Source organism: Acidimicrobiia bacterium, assembly GCA_030584185.1.
Taxonomy (GTDB): Bacteria; Actinomycetota; Acidimicrobiia; order Spongiisociales; family UBA11373.
The window spans coordinates 1415828-1437992 of the sequence record CP129495.1; the positions used below are offsets into that span (position 1 = coordinate 1415828).

The following is a 22165-nucleotide window of genomic DNA, read 5'->3' on the forward strand; positions in this document are numbered from 1 at the left end:
TGACTAGCCCGTCGGACGCCCCGATAATGAACGGCAACCCACCCGCGTCACTTCGGTGGCCGGGACCGCTTGGCCCGCCGCAAGGCGGGCCTTTGCGCGTCGGGGACAATCTCCGGCCCCTGACACCCCCCTTGCTGCCCCGGTACCCTCCCCGTACCGATGCACCTCTACTCCGGCCCCACCCCGCAGTTCGTCGAGGATGCCACCCTCAACGCCATCGGCGACAAGATCGCGGCATCGTTCTTCGAGCAGTACCGGTATCGGGCGCCGCAGTCCGAGGTGGCGGCATGGCAGAACTCCCTGCGGGCCATGGGCAACGTGGTGCAGCACGCCGGGCTCGACGATCACGGGGTGGTGGTCGAGTGGCAGCTCCCGCTCAGCTCGCGGCGCCTCGATGTGATGCTCACCGGCAACGACGGCTCGGGCCAGCCGCACGGGGTGATCGTCGAGCTGAAGCAGTGGTCGGCGACCGAGCCGACCCATGTGGAGGAGTGCGTCGTCACCTTCGTCGGCGGGCGCAAGCGCGAGGTGCTGCATCCGTCGGCCCAGGTGCTCGGCTACCGCCAGTACCTGGCCGACACCCACTCGGCGTTCACATCGCAGGAGATCGCCCTCAGCACCTGCTCCTTCCTGCACAACATGACGTTCGACGCCGAGTCGGAGCTGTTCGCAAGCCGTCATCTCGACCTGCTGCAGGCGGCCCCGATCTTCACCGGGGATCGGTCGACCGACCTCGCCGGGTACCTGCGGCTGCACCTGGGAAACGGTGGCGGCATCCCGATCCTGGAGACCGTGCTGCGCGGCCGGTACGCCCCGCACAAGCGACTGCTCGACCACACGGCGAAGATGATCGAGGGAGAGCCCACCTACACCCTGCTCGACGAGCAGCGGGTGGTGTTCAACTCGGTGCTGGCCCGGGTGGCCGAGAGGCACGCCACCGGCGAGAAGGCGGTGTTCGTGATCAACGGCGGGCCCGGCACCGGCAAGTCGGTGATCGCCCTGAACCTGGTGGCCGAACTGTCCCGCGCCGGGTACACCACCCACCACGCCACCGGGTCCAAGGCGTTCACCGAGAACGTCCGCAGGGTGGTGGGGCGGCGGGCCGGCGCCATCTTCAAGTACTTCAACTCGTATCTGAACGAGGATCCGGAGATCCTCGACGTGATCATCTGCGACGAGGCCCACCGGATCCGCCAGACCAGCCACAACCGGTTCACCAGGAAGGCGGATCGCACCGATCGCCCCCAGGTGGACGAGCTGATCGACGTTGCCCGGGTGTCGGTGTTCTTCCTCGACGACCTTCAGGTGGTGCGGCCCTTCGAAACCGGGAGTGCCGCCTTGATCCGCGACGCAGCGCGTCGCCGGGGGGTCGAGGTGCTCGACTACGAGCTCGAGGCCCAGTTCCGCTGCGGGGGATCTGACGGGTTCGTGCAATGGGTGGACAACACGCTCGACATCCGCAGGACCCCGCACGTGCTGTTCGGGTCCGAGGATCGGTTCGAGTTCGACGTGGTCGACTCGCCCCGGGAACTGCAGGCACTGATCAATCAGAAGGCGGCGCAGGGTCACACCGCGCGGCTGGTCGCCGGGTTCTGCTGGCCGTGGTCGAATCCCAGCGACGATGGCACCCTGGTCCCCGACGTGAAGGTGGACGACTGGGAGATGCCCTGGAACGCCAGGGCGGAGGCGGCCCGTCTGGCCCCCGGGATCCCCAAGTCGAACTTCTGGGCGTCGGACCCGGGAGGGCTCGACCAGGTGGGCTGCGTGTACACCGCCCAGGGGTTCGAGTTCGACTACGTGGGTGTGGTGTTCGGGAGGGATCTCGTGTACCGGCAGCGGCAGGGTTGGGTCGGCCAGTCCGAGTTCTCCAAGGACTCGGTGGTGCGCCGGGCGGCGAGGGATTCGCAGGAGGCCTTCACCGCCCTGGTGAAGCAGACCTACCGGGTGCTGCTGACCAGGGGACTGAAGGGCTGCTTCGTGTACTTCGAGGACGAGTCCACCCGGGACTTCGTGCTCAGCAGGTTGGAGCTGCCGCCGGCGGGGCAGGAGCCTGCAGCCGTCACCGCCGACGAGCCGGTGCGGGAGGACGCATGAGCGAACTAGACCTGGGGGAGTTGCGGGAGTACCTGCACCGGTTTGCCGCCGACCGGGACTGGGAGCAATTCCACAGCCCGAAGAACCTGGCGATGGCCCTGGCCGCAGAGGCCGGGGAGCTGCTCGAGGTGTTCCAGTGGCTCACCCCGGACGAGTCGGCGGCCCTCACCGATGACCAACGCCGGGCCGCCGCCGACGAGATCGCCGACGTCCTGCAGTACCTGGTCAGGCTGGCGGACGTGCTTGGCGTGGACCTGGGTGTGGAGGTGTGGAGGAAGCTTCGTGAGAACCAGGAGCGGTACGAGGCGGGCGAGGTGCGAGGGAGCGCGGGGAAGAGGTGACCGGCAAGATGTCGCGGTGCCTGTCCCTGGCGCTCTCCGCTGGCCTTGCTCGGTATCGTGAAGCCGACGGCGGCTTGGACGAAGAACGTGGAGGAACAGAGTGATACCTAGATCCGAGCTGATTGAGCCCGTCGTCCCGTACGCGAGATCAGTCAGCCTGCTCTTGAGTGATATGGATGACTACCAGCTCGCTTTGCCAGATTTCCAGCGTGACTTCGTTTGGGATCCGGCGGATGTTCAGTCGTTGATTGCCTCAATCATGATGGGATACCCGTGTGGCGCGCTGCTTTTCCTCCAGCAGTCGGGGGCAAGGGGCATCTTTCGTGAGCGGTGGTTCCAGGGTGTACCGCCCGGGAAGCCCCAAAGTCCGCCGAAGCTCGTCCTGGACGGACAGCAACGCCTGACGGCGTTGTACCAGGCTCTTCGAGGGGTTGGAGACACGATCTACTACCTTGACCTCAAGGCCCTGAAAGACTCGCCGACCTCTGACGATGTGGAGAAGTCGGTCTTGGCTCGATCACGCCGCGGACGAAGTCCCCGCACTCGAGCGGTAACCAAGGTCGACGACCAGGCTCGTCAAGAGCTGTTGCCGGTAGCGAAGATCGTCGATGGGCTTGATGATTGGCTAGAAGCCGTTGACGGACACCGCAACAAGAGGGGTGATCCCGCGGCACGGAAGGCGTTCCGGGAATTTGTAAAGAGCTGGGTAGATCCGGTGAAGCATTACCAGTTTCCAGTCGTGAGCCTGCCGGAAAAGACGAGCCTTGACGCAGTGTGCAAGATTTTCGAGACGCTGAACCTGCGCGGCGTCTCACTCACGGTCTTTGAGCTTCTGACGGCGAGGTTCTGGCCCGATGGCGTCGATCTCCGCGCACATTGGGATAACGCCCAGGCAGAATACCCTCTCCTTAAGGAGTTTGGTGTTGACCCGTACTCGCTGCTGCAGGCGGTTTCCGTGCGTACGACTCGGGCCAGGGTCCCGGCCGGTGAAAAGCCATCTGCATCGGCTCAACGATCGGATGTGCTCAAGTTGACTGCTACCGACTTCACCGCCTATTGGGAGTCTGTTACGAAGGGAGCCGATGCTGCCGTTCGCATGCTCCGCGACGAATGTGGCGTGCTGGACAAGGCGTGGATGCCCTACGCGACCATGCTTGTCCCGCTTTCTGCTATCTGGCACAAGATTTCGGCTGGTAAAGGCCCGGAGCGTGGCAGGCTCGTAGGCCTTGTTGAGCGCTACTTCTGGTGCACGGTCTTCATGAGGAACTACGACCAAGGCGGCAACTCCCAGGCGGGTCGTGACTACGTGGATCTTGAGTCATGGTTTGAAGGCGGGACCCCACCTGAAGCTGTCGCGGGGTTCACGTTTGACATGGAGATTCTTAAGTCAGCGCGTACGAATCTCAAGGCGCTCTATCGGGGGATTGTCGCGATGACGCTGAACAACAAGTGCCGGGACTTCCACAAAGGAATGCCGGTCACTCCAGATTCGATGAGGGAGCTGCAGGTCGAATCCCATCACATATTCCCCCAGGCATGGCTCGCCAAGCACAAGAAGGGTGCTGAGTCGGATCTCATTGTCAATCGAGCCATGATTGACAATGAGACGAACAAGCGAATCGGTGCTCGGCCGCCGAGTGAGTACTTGAGCGAGATTCGCGATGTGCTTCAGGGGATGAAGTGCGATGTCGAAGCTGTGCTCCAGTCCCATGTCCTTCCGCCGATGAGCAGCGACGTCTACTCGGCAGACGCCTACGACGAGTTTGTTCTCGCCCGAGCAGCGCTCTTGCACCGGATGATCAAGGAGCTAGCGACGGGCAGGGCGCGCCAGGCCGCGACCACACGGACCAAGTAGTGTCTTCCTCCGCCCGATTCTGTGTCGGATTGATCCCCTGCTACCCCGCGGGGGGAGGGGGGCACTCGGTGGCCGGAACGAATAGGTGCGACTCTCCAGGTGGCTGGGAGACACCATTGGACACCGGCGACTAGGACTTCTATCTTCTGCCAGAAGCGAGGAGGACAGCTCTGTCTGAGGTTCTGTGGGAGTGGGAGAAGACCGATGCGGGCCGTCCTGGGATGTCCGGCGACCTGGCCAAGATCTTCCGTCATGAAGAGCCCAAGGCACCCGGCATTCTGGCGGTCGGCGATCCCCCGGCGTCTGCCACGTTGCTCGCCCGGGAGGTCATTCAGAATTCCTGGGACGCGGGCATCGAACTCAGCCGGGAGCTCGGCGCCGACGCCCCGGATTTCGCCATGGAGTTTCGATTCCTCGAGCTCACCGGCTCGGATCGCCAAGCCATCGTGGAAGCGATGGACCTCGCTGGTCTCGCTTCTCGCGCAAGTCGGATCGATCGTGCCAAGGTAGGTCTCGCCGGGTCTGACGCCCTTGACTCGATCGGCGACGAAGGCACGCCACTGCGCGTCCTGAGAGTCATCGAACACGGCGCGTCTGGCATGCATGGGCCGTGGGACCAGAACAAGTCCCACATGTTCATGGCCCTTATGAGCATCGGATTCACCGAGAAGGCAAGCGGCGCCGGCGGCTCGTACGGGTACGGCAAGGCAGGTCTCATCAACGGCTCACGCATCCGGTCGGTGCTCGCCTACTCGTGCTTCCGAGAGCGGGCCGACGATCCTGGTGTTTCGCGCCGGCTGCTCGGTGTGACGTATTGGGGACCACACGACCTCGAAGGTGTCAACCATCCCGGCATCGGCACCTTGAGCAGCGGCGCCGCCGGGCGTATCCAACCCTTCGAGAACGAGGAGGCAGACAAGCTGGCTGCTGGGGCCGGATTGCCGGTTCGTGATCCCACGGTATCCGAGCAGCTGGGAACTACTTTCCTTCTCGTCGATCCGTCGGTCGAGCCCGCTGACCTGATCCGGGCGGTGGAGCGGTCTTGGTGGCCCGCGATCCACATGAACGACTTCACGGTGACCGTCGTCGACTACGACGGTGTGACGCTCCACCCACGTCCGATGCAGGACCCCGTGCTCCACTCATTCATCGAGTCGTGGGAGGTCGCCCTCGGTCGGAGTAAGCCGGACAAGGACGGCTGGTACGCCCAGCTGAACGGGCCACAGACCCCGCAGGTGGGCGGCAAACCGCGGTACCCGAATGTGGGGTCGATCGGGTTGGTCGCCGATCTCAGCGGTTGGTCGTATGCCGACACGGTCGCCGACGACGATGATGCAGTAGCGCACCGAAGCCTCGTCGCGCTGACGAGAGGCCCTCGGATGGTCGTCGAATACTTCCAGGTCGGCTCTTCTACGCCGTTCATCAGGGGCTCCTTCGTGGCCGATGAATCGATCGATGAGCTGCTTCGGCAGACCGAGCCGAAGGCACACGACTCATGGCGCGCCAAGGCCGACGACGGCGAGGTGAGCGGTGAGGCCCTGGCCATGGCAGACCACGTCTTGAAGCGCATCAAGCAGACGGTCAACAACCACCGAACCCGCTTGAAGCCGCCGGTCCCCCCGCCTGAGGACATCGACCTGCCCTTCTTCAGCGCGATCGTGCGCAAGCTCATGTCTGGTGGCGGGAAGGGTCCGCACCCTCCACCACCGGACAACCGACCCGTGTCCATCGCCCTGCAGCAGGCACCCCAGGCAACCGAAGCCGGCAAGATCGAGGTAGTCGGCAGCGCCTCGTTCGGACTCACAGATCACGCCGAGACGTCACAAGCCCTGGTTCGCATCTCGATCAGTTACCGGTTCCTCGAGGACGATCGCGTCGGTGAGACGGCGGTCCTGCACGTCACCGCTCCGACTGGATTCGAACTGGAGGACGTCGGGGTCTGGGTGGGTCGACTCGAACGCGGCACTGACGCCGCCTTCTCCTTCCGATCCGAGTCGTACGACCCGCTGTGGACCGGAAGGCTCATCGCGGACGGCGTCGTCATCGAGGTACTGCACGATGCAGATGGGGACGATCGATGAGCCGCGAGACGCGCACGGTCCGTCCTTTCGTCGGCTTGGACAGCCTGAAGCAGGTGCTCGAGGAGACTCGGCTTCTGTTTGGCAAACATGTGTGTCCGGCCGGCGATGGGATCGTGGCCGAGTTCTCGCCGGAGGCATTCGTATCCCTGCCCGTGTCCCTCGAGTGGTCCCAGACCGATGGCGGCTTCTCCGAGTTCGTCGAGAACCTCCTCGAGGCATCTGGCAAGGGCGGGTTCGGCCCGGACGACCTTCACCTGATGGTGATCGCGTCGAGTCCATATCTGAAGATCGCCGACACCCTGATCGATGTCCCGGTCGGACGCGTGTCGGAGCTAGGCCGCGTCACCTCGCTCACGGACCTCCGGCGATCGCCGGCCTTCCGGACTCCGTTTTCCGGATTCGCGCTCGAAGCAAGCGTGATTCTTGCCCACGACCTTGAGCCGCAGCCGCTTCGCCCCTACTTGAAGGGAACCTGGGTCACCAGGGCGAGGTATCGGGTCGAGACCTCCGCAGGGCCAGCGATCATGACGCCGACCCCTCTCACCGACGACACCCGCAAGGAACTCAGCCTCCCGCCCCGGGCCATTCGCTTCGTCTCCTTTGGGGAGCACAACGTGTTCGAGCCGTTCGCTCAGCAGGAGGCCCCCGTGTTCTACGTCGACGAGAAGCTTCTGGCGCAACTCAACGCCAGGCGCAGATCGGCGGCCAGCCGGGCTGTCCAGCTGCAGATGGCGTACGACTTCGTTGGCGCGGTGATCAGAAGGGCGGCGGTGGCGGAGGCGGATGAATTCGGCTCGTACGACGAGTTGCGCTTGAGCCTGGTCGGCAGTGTGGTGAGATTGGTCGCTGGGCCTGGTGCTGCCCCGGCGACGCGTGACCGTCTGGTCGAGATGGTCCGAGAATCGCCCGAGAAGGTGATTGCCGGGGCCGAGCACGCGATCGACTTGCTCGCTGGGTTTGCTGATCTTCTCGAGGACGGTGACTCGTGAGATACCCGGTCCTCACCAGATCGAAGTGCCAGACATTGGCAGTACAGATGGCCCAGGGTCACCGCCCCGCCGTTGCACCGTTCGCCGACTGGCTCGGTACCGGCGATGACATCGACCTGCGCCCGATCGAGCAGGCTGCGAAGGCGATCGAAGGCGAGATGGCGACCTGGACAGACAAGGACCGCGACCGGCTCGAAGGGGTCGCTGCGATCCTGATCCACGGTGCACTGAGCTCGATTCCGATCGAGGTCCTCGACGACCGAGGGTTTTGGAGGTACTTGGCCCTCCGATACTTCTGGGACTTCATCGCCTGGCGTGAAGTCGGACCATTCGAGAGAGGTCACCATGACAAGTACGTGGACGCGAGGTCCAACACCGAGTCGGTGCTGACCCGGATGTTCCTTCGGGCACAAGCCGTTGGTGGTCCTGACCACGCCGAGCTGGCGTCCGCGGTGCGGATGGGCACCGACTTCTGGCGAAGCCATGTGATCCGTGTTCGTACCGGATCGGCACCCGCTGTGACCAGGGCGCTCGCCCGGCGACAGGTCGAAGACCGACTGAAGACCGACGCGCTCCGGGCCGCTGCTCGGCGGCTCAATCGTACGTGGACGAACATCGTGCTCCACACTTACGACGATCTGGAGGCGGCACAGATCGTGGACTCGATCTGGGATGATGGGGCAGATGCATGAGATCGCCCCGCCACTCACCAGGGGTTCGACCCGCGAGGTCTTTGAGGTACATCAACGCACTGTGAGGCACCGGCTCCGATTGGGTGGGCTGGCCGTCGACGCGTCGATTGCAGTCGCCGATCAAGCGCCGATCGATCCGAAGGGAGCGTGGTGGAGGGCATACCTCGAGGGTCGGCATCCTGAACCTGCGCATGCCCTTGGCGGGACCCTGAGGACGGTCGATTTGTTCTGCGGACCGGGTGGGTTGGCAAACGGCGTACAGCTCCTCGCGCAGGAGCTCGGTGTCGAGGCCGTCTCGGAGCTCATCGCCGATCAGGACGAGGAGGCGACGATCATCTACGCGGCCAACCACGCGAGCCGTCGGCGAACGACCGTGCCTGTCAACAACCTGATCGACTACCGATTCGCTGACTCCGGCGGTGGGGCCAGGTTCTCGTACAGGCCCGAGATCATCGTCGACGACGTTCGGCGTGTCGCCGATGGCGTAGACCTGATCTTGGCCGGTCCGCCCTGCCAGGGGCATTCGAACCTCAACAACCGCACGCGCCGGTCGGATCCGCGCAACAGCTTGTATCTGACCGTGCCGGCGTTTGCGGTAGCGGCCGGCGCACCGATGTGCATCATCGAGAACGTGCCAGCGGTGCTCAACGACACCGAAGGCGTGGTCGACACCGCGAGAGCACTATTCAGAAGTGAGGGCTACACCGTGGTCGACGGGATGCTGTCGGCGTCGGCACTCGGCTGGCCTCAGACTCGTACCAGGCACTTCTTGATCGCACGTCGTGATCGTGCGCCACTGCCGTTGACCGACGTGGCCGCGACGCTCAAAGATGAGCCCCGATCTATCTGGTGGGCGATCGCAGATCTCGAGGACAGGGTCGACGGCGACCCCATGACCCAGGTCACCGAAGTGAGCCCCGAGAATCAGGCACGGATCGACTGGCTCTTCGACAACGAGGAGCACGACCTAGCGCTCGAGGTGCGGCCAAAGAGCCATCGCGAGGGCACGTCGTACACCGCTGTATACGGGAGACTTCATCGCGATCGTCCCAGTCCGACGATCACGACGGGATTCATGACACCAGGCCGGGGCCGCTACACCCATCCGACGAGGCGTCGGGTACTCACGCCGCGTGAGGCCGCTCGGCTCCAGGGCTTTCCGGACACCTATGTGTTCGCGCCTGATCCGACGACGCCACCGGTTCGTTCTCAGTTGGCGAAGTGGATCGGTGATGCAGTTCCCATGCCGCTCGGTTACGCCGCTGCGCTTTCGGCGCTGGCTGAGGGGCTTCCAGGTGCGTAAGGCGTGGTCCGACGCCGAGATCCGTGTCGCAGTGGACTCGTACTTCGTGATGCTGATGTGCGAACTGGCGGGAGCGAGTGTTACCAAAGCCGAACACAGGCGTCGGGCGCAACGCCTGCTGCCCGGACGAACTGCCAAGGCAGTGGAGTACAAATGGTGCAATGTGAGCGCGGTGCTGTCCGAGGCGTCGCTCCCTTGGATCGGAGGCTTCAAGCCGTTGTCGAACTACCAAGGCCGGCTGCGGGAGCTCGTGGGGGCCTGGCTTCTCGAGCACCCGTATAGTCGAGATCTGCTCGCGAGCCCGTGACACCAGGGCCACCCGCAGTCAGTTCCGAGGTGCGCGACCGTATGCGAGCGACGCTTCGGCAAGATACGCCGGCGGAGCTGGCACTACGGTCTGCCCTCCATCGTCGGGGTCTGCGGTTCCGAGTGCAGCGGGCCATCGCCGGGCTTCCCAGGGTCCGGCCCGACATCGTCTTCGTGTCGGCGAGGCTCGTCGTGTTCGTGGACGGCTGCTTCTGGCATCGCTGTCCCGACCATGGCACCGACCCGAAGGCGAACGCCGAATGGTGGCGTGCCAAGCTCGATCGCAACGCGGAGCGGGACCGTCAAGTCGCTCAGCGACTTGAGGATCTGGGTTGGCAGGTGATCAGAGTCTGGGCGCACGAGAATCCGCTCGAAGCTGCCGACCGGGTCGCGAGGATCGTCAGGTCGCAGGAGCAACGCGCGTGAGCACACTCGCTCATCTGATCGCAGCGGCAACTCCAGATCCGGCGCATCACAGCCCCATTGCTTGCAGCGAAGTCGGCGGCGTTTTCCTTGATGCAGATTCCTATCGCAGAGTGATCGGCATTCTCGCAGTGTCGCGCTACCAGCACTATCGGGAGGTCGCGGCGGCCGCCCCGACCCTTGAGGATTCGCAGCGGATCATCGGCGCCGCGCGCCGAACCACCATTGACGCTCGATCCGCCAATGATTGGGTCGGCGGCCTCGGCCTTGAGTATCTTCTGGCAATGAGAAGTGGAGGTGGGTCGGGAGATGGCTGAGCTGCTCTGGTTGCCGGGGGCGCAGCCTCCCCAGAACGACGGCGAACGCCGCGTGGTCGAGTACCTGGCCAAAGAGTTGCCGGGCGACGTGCTGCTGGTGCCGGGGATCCAGATGGTGCATCGCGACCGGATCGATGATGTCGACCTGTTCGTGTTGACCCCATGGGGTGCGGTGGTGGTGGAGATCAAGGACCTGGCGGGGCAGGTGCTGATCTCTCAGGACGAGATGGTTGTGGATCGCCAGTACCGTGCGAATCCGGTGTTGGCCACCAACGCAAAGGCCAGGAGGGTCAAGAGCCGGTTGGCTTCGGCGGACGCGACGCTGAAGACGGTGTCTGTGGATTCCCTGGTGGTGTTGGCCCGCAACCCACAGTTCCTGCAGATCCACCCCTCACACCGCGAGCGCGTGGTGCTGTTGGAGCGGGCGGTCGAGATGCTGAGTGATGCCCGGCTGATGGCCCCGATCGCCGATCCCCGTCCTATCGCTGGCGAGACCCGCACTCGCATCCGAGAGCAGCTGGGGCTCGTGGCCCGCCCGATCGAGCCGGGGGAGCGGTTCGGCATCTACCAGACCACCGGGTTGCTGAGATCCGACGACTTCGAACGCATTTGGTCGGGGGTGAACACCTTCACGGGTGAAGAGGTCGAGTTGAGGCACATCGGGTACGCCCGGTTCGTGGACGAGGCGCGCCGAGAGAGGAGGCTGCGCCGAGCCCGGGACGAGGTGCAGGCGATGGCACGACTTCAACCGGATGCGAATCTCGCCGAAATGCGTGATCCTGTGGAGCTCGACGACGGGTCGATCGTGCTGGTGTCCGAGACCCAGGTCGGCCCGAGCCTCGCCGACGCCCTCGAGGGGGATGCCGAGATCCCGCGGCGGGAGATCGTGATGGGTCTCACCCGGGTGCTCGCCAAGGCCCACGACAACGGCATCGTCCACGGGCGACTGGCGCCCAGGTGGATCGAGCTCCGGCCCGACCACGGTGTGGTACTGCGGGGGTTCTCGATCACCGGGGGTGAAGCGGGCGACCCGGCGGTTACGACGATGCTCCCAGAGGACTCCGGATTCCTGGCACCGGAAGTGCTCGGCGGTCCGGCTGGCCCGCACTCCGACCTGTTCGGGCTGGGGAAGGTGATCGAAGCGCTCTGGGACGGTCTCGACACTCCCGACGCCCGCCTGATGCGCAAGATCGCTACCAAGCTCACCGGTGAACGGGTTCCTCGCGCTGCCTACCTCCTCGAAGCGCTACTCGGCGGCCCCGCGGCCACTGACACCCCGGTCGTCGAGGAAATCGAGTACGACGCCGAGGGTCACCTCGAAGCCGGTTCCAAGATCGGCCGCTACGCCGTTCTGGGTTTCATTGGGGCCGGGTCGACCGCTGCCCTGTATCGGGCCTACGACCCCGTGCTGGGCCGCGATGTTGCGGTCAAGCTGTTTCGCTCACCCGGTTCCGAGGAGATCGCACGCCGCGAGTTCAAGGTGCTCCATGGGATCGACCATCCCAACGTCGTCGACGCGCTCGCCATCGACCGCCATCCTGAACTGGGCTGGCACGTCGCGTACGAGTACCTCGACGGGGAACCGCTCAGTTCACTGATCGACGCCGGTGCCCTCGAAGAGGCCGAGGCGATCCACCTCGGCATCGACATCCTCAACGCCCTTTCGGTGATCCACACCTCGGGGTCCGACACGATCGTGCACCGCGATGTCAAACCCGAGAACGTCGTCGTGGTCGCTCGCAGGGGGGCGGTCCTCACCGACTTTGGAGCTTCGGCGAACAATCCCGATGGCCCTGCCGCCGGCACCGCGGAGTACCGGCCACCCGGCCTGTCCCTCGATGCCATCGACGTCGACGTGGACTTGTTCGCCGCCGGGATCGTCATCCATGAGCTCGCCGCCGGCGTGCACCCCTTCGCCGGTCGGGATCCCCGCAGCGGGAGCCTCGACATCGGAAACGTCGGCAGCGGCCTCGCTGCGGTGCTGGGGCAGGCGCTGCAACCGAACCGCAGTGCTCGGTTCGACTCTGCCGCCGAGATGCGTGGCGCGCTCCTCGCTCTCGTCCCCGACGGTTCTGAGCCTTCGTCGACGCCGCCACAGAGGCCGACGCGGGCGCTGCATCGACGGATAGAGGAACTCGTCGAAGCCGGGCGCCTCGATGAAGCCGACGCGTTGTGCCCGCCGGAATGGTCGCGAATGCGGCTCATCATCCAGGCCCGACGCGACCGCATGCGGATCCGTTCCGGCGAGACGGGCGACATACCCACCGACTCCGGAGTCATCATCCGCCGCCTCAGGGAGAAACGGGTCACCTTCGGCTGGACGCCGGCCCGGGCCACCGGCATTTCGGGGGTCGAGACCACCTATGAGATCAGCGGCGGTCACGTGCTCATCGACGTCGTGCTGCGCCGCGCCGACAACGGCGAGACGTGGGTCGGAGCCAGCGAGGCCTATGACTCTCATCCAGTCCTGAAGCGGCTCACCCACGGTCTCACCATTGGCTTCCATTCGGTCGGTCGCGGCCGTCTGCTGGGTCGGCTCACCGAGGCCTATCCCAAAGGCGACCGCTGGGCCGGTTGGCGGAAGCAGTCGGTCGAAGGCCTCTCCGATCTCGCTGGAGTCGATGTCGACGCCGAGCTCAAGGCCGTCGGTGCTCTAGGTATCGGCACCAGGGAACTGCTGATCGGGGACACCAGCAGGGAGCGGTCTCAAAGCGCCGTGGTGTTCCCCTACGACAACTACGAGGTCCCGGTCCTCGCCTATGTGCTTACGCGAGTCGTGCCGTTGGCGCGGGCCGTCGACGTTCTGTAGGGGGTCGAGTTCACGAGACCGAACTCGTCGGTGACCACGGACCCTGGCACGGCTGCGACGCTCTTGGATTCGACGCCCAGCTCGGGGTCGACCCGTGGGGCCACCGTCGGCTCACGGGTACCGCCACCCCGACGGGGACGGAGACCACCTACCACCGCGAAACCCGAGGGACCCCAAAGTCGCCACCGAACCAGGGGAGGCTCACAGACGAGATCATCAGGACGAACGACATCGGGGTTCACGAGACTCGAACGACTCACGTACGCTTGAGGCATGCCGATCGACCCGGACACCGTGTGGCGGCGCATCGTTCACCACTCGGGGCAGGAGTGCCGCCAGATCCGGGGAAAGCCCTTCACGTACCGGGCGCGTGGTCGCACCATCTACCTGGACACCACCAACCGGATGATCAGCCGCACCGCGATCGAGAAGGCGCTGACTCGGGTTCCACTGCGATCGACGTCGGATGTCCAGGACCTCTCGGCTCCGTCCTACATCTACGCCATCCTGATGGACAAGCGCATCAGGCAGAGCGACTGGGCATGACCCGCGCCCGCTCCCTCGAGGCCTGGGCCGATCGGGTGGATGCCGCCGATCTGGTTCCGGCCGATGCCTCAACGATGGAGACCATCGCCGAACTCGTCGGGGAGCGGATCCGGATCGAGGACGATCTGCTCGATGCGGTGCGTCGGGCCCGCCGCCTGGGACGCTCGTGGGCACAGATCGGGGCGATGCTCGGTGTCTCCAAGCAGGCGGCGCAGCGCAAGTACGCCGATCGGGTGTAGCCCCCCTTCCCCGTCACCCCCACCCCCTACACTTCCCCCCGTACATCAAGAGCGGCTCCTCCGGGAGCCCGGCAACCTGGGACGGACACCAAGGTGCCTCGCCGCAAGGCAGATGTGACCCGGTCCTGACCGCAAGGTGGCGTCTCGGCATCGCGGCTTCGCCCATCCCAAGATCGGGTTGACTACGCACGAGACCCTCCCGATAATGAATGCATCCCCTCAGCCGCTTCGGTGGCTGGGTGCGAGACCCGCCGCGAGGCGGGTCTCTGCGTTTGTGGGGGCGTTCATGAGGCGGGTGGCCCCAGGCCGGTGGGCGATTGAAGGCGCCTTGGTCGTCCACCAACGTCTCCGGGAACTGGCAGCCGGCAAGCGTCCCTCGTCGAAGCTGCTTGTAGAACGCAGCAACCCTGCGCAAGTCCCTGCTGGCCTTCACGGGTGGATGCGGATTGACGATCCCGACTGGATAGCCCTGCCGACCGAGAAGATCGATCGGGAGAGTCAGATCCGAGTCGTTCGACATGACGATCGAGGTCTCGCAAGCCCCGGTGAGCGCATCGTGGATGAGGTACGTCGCTAGGTTGACGTCGGAACCCTTCTCCTCCGTGATCAGCACCTCGACTGTTGCAGGGCCACCGCGACGCGGGTGGGCTAGTCGCCTTCTTCTGATGTCCTCCCGAAAGTGGCCCTCATGAATCGATAGGTGCGGGATGGTGCGGAGCGCCCGAAGGTACGTCTCTTGGCGTTGCGGAGTGCCAGGGTCTCCCTCGCGGCCCTGCTCTCCGTTGATCGACAGGGTCGGTGGGCCCGGGTGGACTCGAACCACCGGCCTCCTTCCCCAGATCAGGGAGTGTGGCCAAGGCTCCACTTCGGATTGGCCATGGAGCGCTCGGTCGACCCGGCAGCAGTCAAGGCCCGACGCCTGCGCGGCTTGATCAGGCTGGGAATCTCCGCAGATTCAAGACAGAAGAGGTTGGTGCCTTGGTGGGCCCCGGCAAGGACCTGTCATACTATGGGTGTCAACTTTGCGTTACGCGGTACCGCCACAATGCGTTAAGATCTCGACCATGAAGCCCACCAGCGTCTCCGCGGACATTCGGGGGAGGATCCTTAGCTCACGCGACCGCTTCTGGCGTCCCGAGGATTTCGCGGGCTCGCCCGAGGCGGTCGCCAAGGCGCTGTCGCGTCTTGCCCGTTCGGGTGAGCTACGCCGTGTTCGTCGGGGCCTCTACTGGAGGGGGACCCCCACGCCACTCGGGATGGCGCCCCCGCCCGCCGAGCGCTTGGTCGACGAGGTCGTGGGCCAGCCCGGCATCGGGCCAGCCGGCCCCAGCGCCGCTCTGGCGCTCGGGCTCACCACACAAGTTCCCCGCCTCGACACGATCGCGGTGCCGGGGCGAACGCCGAGACCCGCCCGAGGCGTCCGGTTCGTCAGCCGCAGTGCCAGCACGCGCCGTCGCGACGAACGGCTCCGATCTGCGGAAGTTGCGCTGCTCGAGACCCTGCGCGACTGGGAACGTCTCGTGGAGAGCCCTCTTCCGGAAGCACTGGGACGCATCCAGACTCTCGTCATGACCGGGTCGATCCGACTGGATCGCGTCGTCCGTGCCTCGGCGACCGAGCCGCCTCGCGTCCGTGAGCGCCTCCGCCGGCTGCTCACGGCCCTCGACCGCCCGGACGAGGCGAAGCGAGTCCCCCCGGCGCGCGGCGAGCTCGGCGGCCAGAACCTGGTCCCAGCCACGTGAGCGTGCCCGTTCCGTCGCGGTTCCGGGACCGAGCCGAGTTCGGTCTCACAATCGACGCCGCCGGGGAATGGCTCGGAATCAGCGCCACCGCCGTCGAGAAGGACTACTGGGTCAGCGAGGTCCTCCGCGTGATGGCGTCCGAGTTCGCCGGCGACTTCATCCTCAAGGGCGGGACAAGCCTCTCCAAGGGGTACCGGCTCGTTCGGAGGGTCTCCGAGGACTCCGGAGGATGGTGGGTGGGCCTAACAGGACTCGAACCGTCTTGCCGCCGGGCTCGGTGATCCCAGTGCATGATCCGACTCAGGCGGGTGGGTTCCCAGTCCGGTGATTACGTATTACGATATTGAGATGTGGAGATCCACAGTTCCGCCAACAGGCACGGCATCGACGACGACGCCATCATGCATGCCATTGCCCATGCCGTCACCTTCGTCAATCTGGAGCCAGACGCCGATCCGCCAAAGGGATTGGCGATCGGCCCCGATCAGGCGGGCAACCTGCTGGAGGTGGTCTGGTTGGAGATCTCCGACGACGTGCAGCTCGTGATCCACGCCATGGCGTTGCGGCCGACCTTCTACAACCTGCTCCCACCGGCTGGGGAGGAACACCCATGAATGAGCCGAAGGCGCGGCGCACCCGCACCGGCCGCACGTTGACCGACGAGGTGATCGAACAGCTGGCGACAGATGTCGTCGAGACCGAGTACGACGTCGAGGAGCTCAAGACCAGGCGCCGCCCCGGACGACCGCTCATGGGTGTGGGACCGGCCGAAGTATTCCCGGTCCGGATCGATCCCGAACTCCGGGCCGCCATCGAAGCCCGGGCCGCGAAAGACCACACAACCGCAAGCGATGTGATCCGCGAGGCGATTCGCAGGTTCCTCGGCGTCGCCTAGCAGCTGGTCCCGGGTGAGAACGCCCGCGTAGCTCAGTGCCGCCGGAGGTGGGGGTCGATCCACCTCCATCTCTAAGGGCTGACAACCCATCGTCTCTCGCCTGGATCCCAATCGGATTGTTCCATCTGTGATCCGAAGAGAGGGTCTGCGAATGCGATGACCAGTGCGAGTACCTCGGCGAAGCTCGCTGGGAGGCGATCCTCCAGCTCTTGGCGGCTTCGCCACGCCGTCCATCTGGCCTGGGCCAGCTCCGCGTATCCCCTCAGCACCTCCGAAAGCAGCGGCAGAGCAAAGCTTCGACTTTCGGCGACAGTTCGGATCGCCTTCCGGGCCTCATCGCTGTCGAGGGGCTGTTGACCGGTCAGGAGATAGACGTCGGCGAAATCCCTCCAACGAGTGTTGGCTGTGCCCCTTTGTGCGGCCGTCACAAGCTTCTCGGCGAAGACCATGGACAGGGGGTAGCCATTGATAGGCGGGAGCTGCCCGCCGAGGAGGCGAGGTAGCCGGATGAGTTCCGGCTCCGGCCAGACCGCATCTCCGACATTGACGTCGACCGTCAGCCTGATCTGAGCTGTGTGGAGGCTGCAGCCGACCGCGACGCGCACTCCGGAGTACTCGTCCTCATCGCGGATGGTCTCCGCCCGGAGATCCGCGAGGTCGAACTGGAGACCATCGCTGGCATCGATCCGGAGGATGTCGCTGACGACGTCGGCGATGGTGGCCAGATCGTTGCTGAGGGAGTCGGAATGGATATCGATGTCACGAGTTGGGCGACGCGCATCGAACCTGGCGAGGAGCATCCCTCCTTTGAGGACCAGGTTGTCTCGGTGATCCGATAGCGCGAGACGCTCGAGAAACCCCTCCATCGCGTAGATGACCAGGAACTCCTGGGTATTGCGGCCAGCCTCCCGTGCCGCGTGCTGAAGCTTCCCGTACTGCGAGTGCCCGCGGTTCCCCTGGTCGTCCGTCACAGAAGGACCTGGAGGTCATGACGCAGCAAGCCCTCGGCCTTGGGAAACGACTGTGAGAGCCGGAGGAGATCGGAAGGCTGTGAGGTTCCACGACGAAGCCACCGCTTGAGGGCCTCTCGCCCCAGGTCGTCACCCTCGTTGTGTCGTAGCCGGTAGGCGTCGATGATCGAACGCTCAGGGGAGTAGATGCCGATGGTGAGTTCCGACTCGAGGAGGAGCGTCGAGCGACCGAGCTCGAAGGTATCCGTGCCGAACGAGTGCCAACGAATCCGGATGGGAAGGCGCGGGTGCCAGGTCCCCCGTGGCAGGGCGATGTCGTATCGCGACGGGATCTGGTCTGTCAGGTCGTGATGTGCCAATGCAGACAGGAGACAGAGGGTGGCTCTTGGCGCTGCTGCCGCTATCTCCATCAGGTCGGTATCGGTTGTCTCCCATCCGGCCTTCTTGTAGAGACCATGTCCGATGCGCTCGATATCGCCGCGATCGAGCATCCTGTAGAGGCGCGGGTTGGTGAGCCCGGCATCGCGGGCATCTGACCAGCGGAAGATCGGCCCCAGCTGATCGAGGGGTTCGGTGTCTGAGCGTGCGGATGGCATGGCGTACATAATCCTATACACATATCGGTCATCTGTATAGACAACTGTACGGTCAGGTGGGGGGCGTCATCAGCTTGGGAACGGCTCGCCTGGTGGCCAGTTGTCTCCGAGTCCGAGCGTATCCCTGAACAGGTTCCCACCGGCTGACTCCGAGAGCTCCCCCGTTGCGGTGTCGGCGGTTCTTTGAGTAACGCCGAAGGAGAGAGGTGTCTGGCCGGTCCACGGGTTCGTCCAGAGGACTGGTGTTCGGGAAGCCAGGTACCACGGGCCGAGATTGTCTGCCGCGAGGACGGCGGCTACATGCTCGTCTCGTACTCCCTTGCGCGTGAGCCAGAGCCCTTCTGGCACGTTGCGCCACGAAGGGTTGATTTGGCCGTCGCGAATCATCTCAGGGTGCTCCCACCCGACGCCAAGGAGAGCAAGCGGCCAGGTCTCACTCGAGGCTGTCCAACGAAGGTTCAGGCATGCCAGGATCAGTGGCTCATGGAGTAGGGAGTACCGCTTCGCCTTCTTGTGAAGGGAGCTGGCGATGTCGGCGTGATCGCTCACGAACCGGCCCCGCGCCGGCCCCATGCCGATCCCCTTCCGTGGGCCGAAGCGAGATGGTCTACGCGGAACGAGTTCCAGCGCAATCGACCAGTCAGAGTCATCGAAGGTCCGGTTGTGTCGAGGCGGTTCAACGGCCGGCGGCGCACTGGTCTCGACCTCTGTGATCCAGGCCTCCATCGAGCTTCGCAAGCGGTTGAGCGACGGAGCGGTGCTCGAATCGATCACCGAGACGACATGAAGGATGTGATATTGCGTCTCGAGGCCGGAGTGCATCTCGAGCACTGGTGCCTGTCGCGCATCTGCTGAGCGATCTTGGCGGGGCTCGTTCAGGACCGTGGCCTCGACGATCGCGGACCGGACTCCATCTGAGATCCGGAAGTCGGGTGTCAGGGTGGTCCCGCCGGCCTGAACTTCGGGGTCCACCGTCGGATTGAGGCCGAGGTGGAGGAAGGCCGAATGCAGGGCGAGCTCCCAGTAGGCCCCCCAGTAGTCGTCGGGCCGACCCCGAAGCCGAGTAAGGAGCCTTTGCCGATGGTCTTGCGGGTACTCGGCGAACATCGACTCGAGTACGCCTCGGATCTCGTCCCAGAACGGACCGGCCACCCGATCGAGAAACTGGTAGTGGGTCTCGGTGTATGCGGCCGGCGAACTGTCGGTCCGGTGAGACGTGCTGAAGATCTGATCCATCACCTGCTCGCGAGGTCACAGTATGGATGGGAACTGTGACAGGGCGCGCCGCGGAGGCGTGCGCTCTTTGATAGAGCAACGACGATTGAGCTCGCGCAGGGTGGCGGGAACGGAGAATGCCCAAGTCAGAGCTCGAAACAGGTTGCCACGAAGACCGGCGCCGCCCCCCGCCACAGCGGCACACCCCGGGCGGTTGCCACGAGCCCCACGCCTTTCGCGGCAACCTCAAACCGCCGCGACTCCCCCTTGCCCCGCCTCCACTCGCCTCGACGCGTCGGCGAGTGTGATCGATGAGGGCTTTCGCGGAGGCAAGGAAGTTCACGAGGAGCCATTCAGCTTCCTGGAGCGTTCGATCAAGACTCGACCCGTCCCTGATGTCGAACATCGGGAGCGCGATGTCGGGATCCCTGAGGCTGTCCAGGAATCCCCTGTGGCTCCGCCAGTTCCCCTCGAAGACCCGATAGACACGCTTGAGGGCGGTCACTCGGTGCGCAGCATCTCGAAGAAGGGGCCCCTGGAGCCGCCGGACTATCCCGCAAGCTCTTGATTCCTTGGGTCGGTCACCCATCCATTCTGGCGAGGCACGGTGACGCGAAACTCGAAGGCCATGTCGACACGGAGTTGGTGTTCAGTCCAGTGAAGCCGTCAGCACGAGGAGGGCGACGGTCAGCCCCACCAGCACGGAGGTGAGCACGACGAGCGTCCATGTCAGGCACTTGATCGACCGGCTGCTCGCCCGCATTGCTTCAGCATGTCGCCGCGTGAGTTCAGCGAGCGCACCGGCGCCAGCCGCCCCAGCGTGCCCCGCTGCATAGTCGACGAGCTCCGGCTCGCTCATCTCGGTATAGATACTCATAGGCCAGTGAGACTATCCAAGGACCGCGATCGGCACCCGCGCGATTGCTGAGCGTGACAAGAGTGTGCCACAAGACGCGTCATCTCGTGTCATGTCGTGTCACGCGGATCGGCGCGAAGTCGAGTCTTGGACTCACTGTGTCGTTGAAAACCCAGTGTCTTCGGTGGGCCCGGGTGGACTCGAACCACCGACCTCATCCTTATCAGGGATGCGCTCTAACCGGGCTGAGCTACGGGCCCTCGGGGAACCGGGAGTGTACCAACCCGGGAACTGCCCGATCCCCTCCCGGGGTTCGTAACATGGGTGCCTCAAGGGGATGTAGCTCAGTCCGGCAGAGCACCTGGTTTGCATCCAGGGGGTCAGGGGTTCGAATCCCCTCATCTCCACGCCATCGCCCCCACGGGGGGTGCGGGCGGGCCCCTGCCCGCCACGGTGTCGTCGGCCGAGAGGAGACCAGTCATGCGCAACGCAGTCATCGTCGATGCGGTCCGCACCCCGGTGGGGCGCCGCAACGGGGGCCTCAGGGACATCCACCCGGTCGATCTCGCCTCCATCCCCCTCTCCGCCCTGATCGAGCGCACCGGCATCGACCCGGCGCTGGTCGACGACGTCATCCTCGGATGCGTCTCCCAGACCGGGGAGCAGGCCTTCAACGTGGCCCGCAACGCCGTGCTCGCCGCCGGTTTCCCCGAGGAGGTGCCCGGCACCACCGTCGACCGCCAGTGCGGCTCCGGCCAGCAGGCGGTCCACTTCGCCGCCCAGGGGATCATGGCCGGCGCCTACGACGTGGCCATCGCCGGCGGGGTCGAATCCATGTCCCGCATCCCCATGGGGGTCACCGCCGAACAGGGCCCCGGGTTCCCCTTCGGCCCCAAGATGCTGGCCCGCTACGCCCAAGGCCTGGTCCCCCAGGGCCTGAGCGCCGAGATGATGGCCGACAAGTGGGGGCTCTCCCGTGAGTACCTCGACTCGATCGCCCTCGACTCCCACACCCGGGCCGCCCTGGCAGCCGACGAGGGCCGGTTCGACTCGCAGATCGTCCCCGTGGAGACCCCCGGCGGCCTCATCACCAGGGACGAGGGGATCCGCCGTGAGACCTCGGCCGAGGCACTGGCCTCCCTGAAGCCGGCGTTCAAGGCGGACGGGAGGATCACCGCCGGCAACTCCAGCCAGATCTCCGACGGCGCCGCCGCCCTCCTGGTCATGGGCGAGGACGTCGCCGAGCGCCTCGGCCTCACCCCCCTGGTCCGGTTCCGCTCCTTCGCCGTCGCCGGTGCCGACCCGGTGATCATGCTCAGCGCCCCCATCCCCGCCACCTTCAAGGCGGTGGAGCGGGCCGGGATCGCCCTCGAAGACGTCGACCTCTTCGAGGTCAACGAGGCGTTCGCCTCCGTCCCCGGGGCCTGGCTGGCCGAGACCGGCGTCCCCTGGGAGAAGGTCAACGTCAACGGCGGGGCCATCGCCCTGGGCCACCCCCTCGGCTGCTCCGGAGCCCGGGTGATGACCACCCTCATCCACGAGATGCGCCGCACCGGCGCGCGTTACGGCCTGCAGGCCATCTGTGAGGGCGGGGGCATGGCCAACGCCACCCTGCTCGAAGCCGTCTGACCGTGGATCAGGTGATCCCGGTCGCGATCGCCGTCGCCATCGGCCTTCTGGTGTGGCGCACCGGGCGGTGGGGGGTGCGCCTCCTCGCCCGGCCCGGCCCCGATGAGCCGGACCCCGATGCCGTGGTCGAGGTGGAGGCCGCATTCCGCTGCACCGTGTGCGGGCTGCGCCTCACCGTCACCCACGCCCAGGGGGACGAGATCGCCGCCCCCCGTCACTGTCGCGAGGAGATGGAACCGGCGTAGTCCTGTTCACACCTGTGGACC

23 protein-coding genes, 3 tRNA genes and 1 riboswitch are annotated in these 22165 nt (G+C 65.3%); of the genes, 20 read left to right on the forward strand and 6 right to left on the reverse strand.

Translation table 11 applies throughout. The features are described from left to right. The first annotated feature begins 159 nt into the window (after nt 1-159). From QY307_07290 to QY307_07350, 13 genes are all read left to right on the forward strand, one after another. Nucleotides 160-2094: a DUF2075 domain-containing protein gene (locus QY307_07290; GenBank protein WKZ81900.1), complete on the forward strand. Its 1935-nt coding sequence runs from the start codon at nt 160-162 to the stop codon at nt 2092-2094. Continuing rightward, nucleotides 2091-2435 carry a nucleotide pyrophosphohydrolase gene (locus QY307_07295; protein WKZ81901.1) on the forward strand — a complete coding sequence of 115 codons (345 nt, stop codon included), beginning with the start codon at nt 2091-2093 and terminating at the stop codon, nt 2433-2435. Before QY307_07290 ends, QY307_07295 begins: the two co-directional genes overlap by 4 nt. Nucleotides 2436-2607: 172 nt before the next feature. Then, nucleotides 2608-4290, forward strand: coding sequence for a DUF262 domain-containing protein (locus tag QY307_07300; GenBank protein ID WKZ81902.1), 1683 nt, complete (start codon nt 2608-2610; stop codon nt 4288-4290). Nucleotides 4291-4511: 221 nt separating this feature from the next. After that, nucleotides 4512-6371, forward strand: coding sequence for a hypothetical protein (locus tag QY307_07305; protein WKZ81903.1), 1860 nt, complete (start codon nt 4512-4514; stop codon nt 6369-6371). Further along, complete coding sequence (locus QY307_07310) at nt 6368-7360, forward strand: hypothetical protein (protein WKZ81904.1); 993 nt, start codon at nt 6368-6370, stop codon at nt 7358-7360. Before QY307_07305 ends, QY307_07310 begins: the two co-directional genes overlap by 4 nt. 47 nt (nt 7361-7407) lie before the next feature. Continuing rightward, a complete protein-coding gene (locus tag QY307_07315; GenBank protein WKZ81905.1) occupies nt 7408-8052 on the forward strand; it encodes a hypothetical protein in 645 nt (214 codons plus the stop codon). A gap of 244 nt (nt 8053-8296) precedes the next feature. Further along, on the forward strand, nt 8297-9355 hold the full coding sequence (locus tag QY307_07320) for a DNA cytosine methyltransferase (protein WKZ81906.1): 1059 nt from the start codon (nt 8297-8299) through the stop codon (nt 9353-9355). Continuing rightward, a complete protein-coding gene (locus QY307_07325) occupies nt 9348-9662 on the forward strand; it encodes a hypothetical protein (protein ID WKZ81907.1) in 315 nt (104 codons plus the stop codon). The genes QY307_07320 and QY307_07325 overlap by 8 nt, the downstream gene beginning before the upstream one ends. A gap of 41 nt (nt 9663-9703) precedes the next feature. Continuing rightward, nucleotides 9704-10087 (forward strand): very short patch repair endonuclease, encoded by a 384-nt coding sequence (locus tag QY307_07330; GenBank protein WKZ81908.1) that lies wholly within the window; start codon nt 9704-9706, stop codon nt 10085-10087. Continuing rightward, complete coding sequence (locus QY307_07335; GenBank protein ID WKZ81909.1) at nt 10084-10401, forward strand: hypothetical protein; 318 nt, start codon at nt 10084-10086, stop codon at nt 10399-10401. The genes QY307_07330 and QY307_07335 overlap by 4 nt, the downstream gene beginning before the upstream one ends. Continuing rightward, on the forward strand, nt 10394-13210 hold the full coding sequence (locus QY307_07340) for an NERD domain-containing protein (protein WKZ81910.1): 2817 nt from the start codon (nt 10394-10396) through the stop codon (nt 13208-13210). The genes QY307_07335 and QY307_07340 overlap by 8 nt, the downstream gene beginning before the upstream one ends. A gap of 273 nt (nt 13211-13483) precedes the next feature. Continuing rightward, nucleotides 13484-13756, forward strand: a complete 273-nt coding sequence (locus tag QY307_07345) for a hypothetical protein (GenBank protein ID WKZ81911.1) — start codon at nt 13484-13486, stop codon at nt 13754-13756. Next, nucleotides 13753-13995 (forward strand): hypothetical protein, encoded by a 243-nt coding sequence (locus tag QY307_07350; protein ID WKZ81912.1) that lies wholly within the window; start codon nt 13753-13755, stop codon nt 13993-13995. Before QY307_07345 ends, QY307_07350 begins: the two co-directional genes overlap by 4 nt. 37 nt (nt 13996-14032) lie before the next feature. Next, nucleotides 14033-14133: riboswitch (SAM-I-IV-variant riboswitch) on the forward strand. A 661-nt stretch (nt 14134-14794) separates the two neighbouring features. On the opposite strand, the gene QY307_07355 is transcribed toward QY307_07350, so the two are convergent. After that, nucleotides 14795-14861, reverse strand: a tRNA-Pro gene (locus QY307_07355). A 198-nt stretch (nt 14862-15059) separates the two neighbouring features. Between QY307_07355 and QY307_07360 the strand changes: the two genes are divergently transcribed. The 4 genes from QY307_07360 to QY307_07375 all read left to right on the forward strand — a co-directional run bounded on the left by QY307_07360 (nt 15060) and on the right by QY307_07375 (nt 16632). Then, nucleotides 15060-15737 carry a DUF6088 family protein gene (locus tag QY307_07360; GenBank protein ID WKZ81913.1) on the forward strand — a complete coding sequence of 226 codons (678 nt, stop codon included), beginning with the start codon at nt 15060-15062 and terminating at the stop codon, nt 15735-15737. Beyond that, nucleotides 15734-16018: a nucleotidyl transferase AbiEii/AbiGii toxin family protein gene (locus QY307_07365; protein WKZ81914.1), complete on the forward strand. Its 285-nt coding sequence runs from the start codon at nt 15734-15736 to the stop codon at nt 16016-16018. The genes QY307_07360 and QY307_07365 overlap by 4 nt, the downstream gene beginning before the upstream one ends. Nucleotides 16019-16087: 69 nt before the next feature. Continuing rightward, nucleotides 16088-16351 carry a hypothetical protein gene (locus QY307_07370; GenBank protein WKZ81915.1) on the forward strand — a complete coding sequence of 88 codons (264 nt, stop codon included), beginning with the start codon at nt 16088-16090 and terminating at the stop codon, nt 16349-16351. Further along, nucleotides 16348-16632: a ribbon-helix-helix domain-containing protein gene (locus QY307_07375; GenBank protein WKZ81916.1), complete on the forward strand. Its 285-nt coding sequence runs from the start codon at nt 16348-16350 to the stop codon at nt 16630-16632. The genes QY307_07370 and QY307_07375 overlap by 4 nt, the downstream gene beginning before the upstream one ends. Nucleotides 16633-16703: 71 nt before the next feature. Here the strand turns inward: QY307_07375 and QY307_07380 are convergent, their stop codons facing one another. The 5 genes from QY307_07380 to QY307_07400 form a co-directional block, all read right to left on the reverse strand. Then, entirely contained in the window at nt 16704-17603 is a 900-nt protein-coding gene (locus tag QY307_07380) for a nucleotidyl transferase AbiEii/AbiGii toxin family protein (GenBank protein WKZ81917.1), read from the reverse strand. Next, the gene (locus QY307_07385) at nt 17600-18199 is read right to left on the reverse strand and encodes a type IV toxin-antitoxin system AbiEi family antitoxin domain-containing protein (GenBank protein ID WKZ81918.1); all 600 of its coding nucleotides are present in this window, start codon (nt 18197-18199) and stop codon (nt 17600-17602) included. Before QY307_07385 ends, QY307_07380 begins: the two co-directional genes overlap by 4 nt. A 69-nt stretch (nt 18200-18268) precedes the next feature. After that, entirely contained in the window at nt 18269-19435 is a 1167-nt protein-coding gene (locus QY307_07390) for a hypothetical protein (GenBank protein WKZ81919.1), read from the reverse strand. A gap of 628 nt (nt 19436-20063) precedes the next feature. Continuing rightward, nucleotides 20064-20273: a hypothetical protein gene (locus QY307_07395; GenBank protein WKZ81920.1), complete on the reverse strand. Its 210-nt coding sequence runs from the start codon at nt 20271-20273 to the stop codon at nt 20064-20066. A 182-nt stretch (nt 20274-20455) separates the two neighbouring features. After that, a tRNA-Ile gene (locus QY307_07400) sits at nt 20456-20530 on the reverse strand. Nucleotides 20531-20603: 73 nt separating this feature from the next. Between QY307_07400 and QY307_07405 the strand changes: the two genes are divergently transcribed. From QY307_07405 to QY307_07415, 3 genes are all read left to right on the forward strand, one after another. Beyond that, nucleotides 20604-20677 (forward strand) — tRNA-Ala (locus QY307_07405). A gap of 73 nt (nt 20678-20750) precedes the next feature. Further along, complete coding sequence (locus tag QY307_07410; GenBank protein ID WKZ81921.1) at nt 20751-21899, forward strand: thiolase family protein; 1149 nt, start codon at nt 20751-20753, stop codon at nt 21897-21899. 11 nt (nt 21900-21910) lie between these two features. Continuing rightward, nucleotides 21911-22144: a hypothetical protein gene (locus tag QY307_07415; protein WKZ81922.1), complete on the forward strand. Its 234-nt coding sequence runs from the start codon at nt 21911-21913 to the stop codon at nt 22142-22144. The last annotated feature ends 21 nt before the right edge of the window (nt 22145-22165 follow it).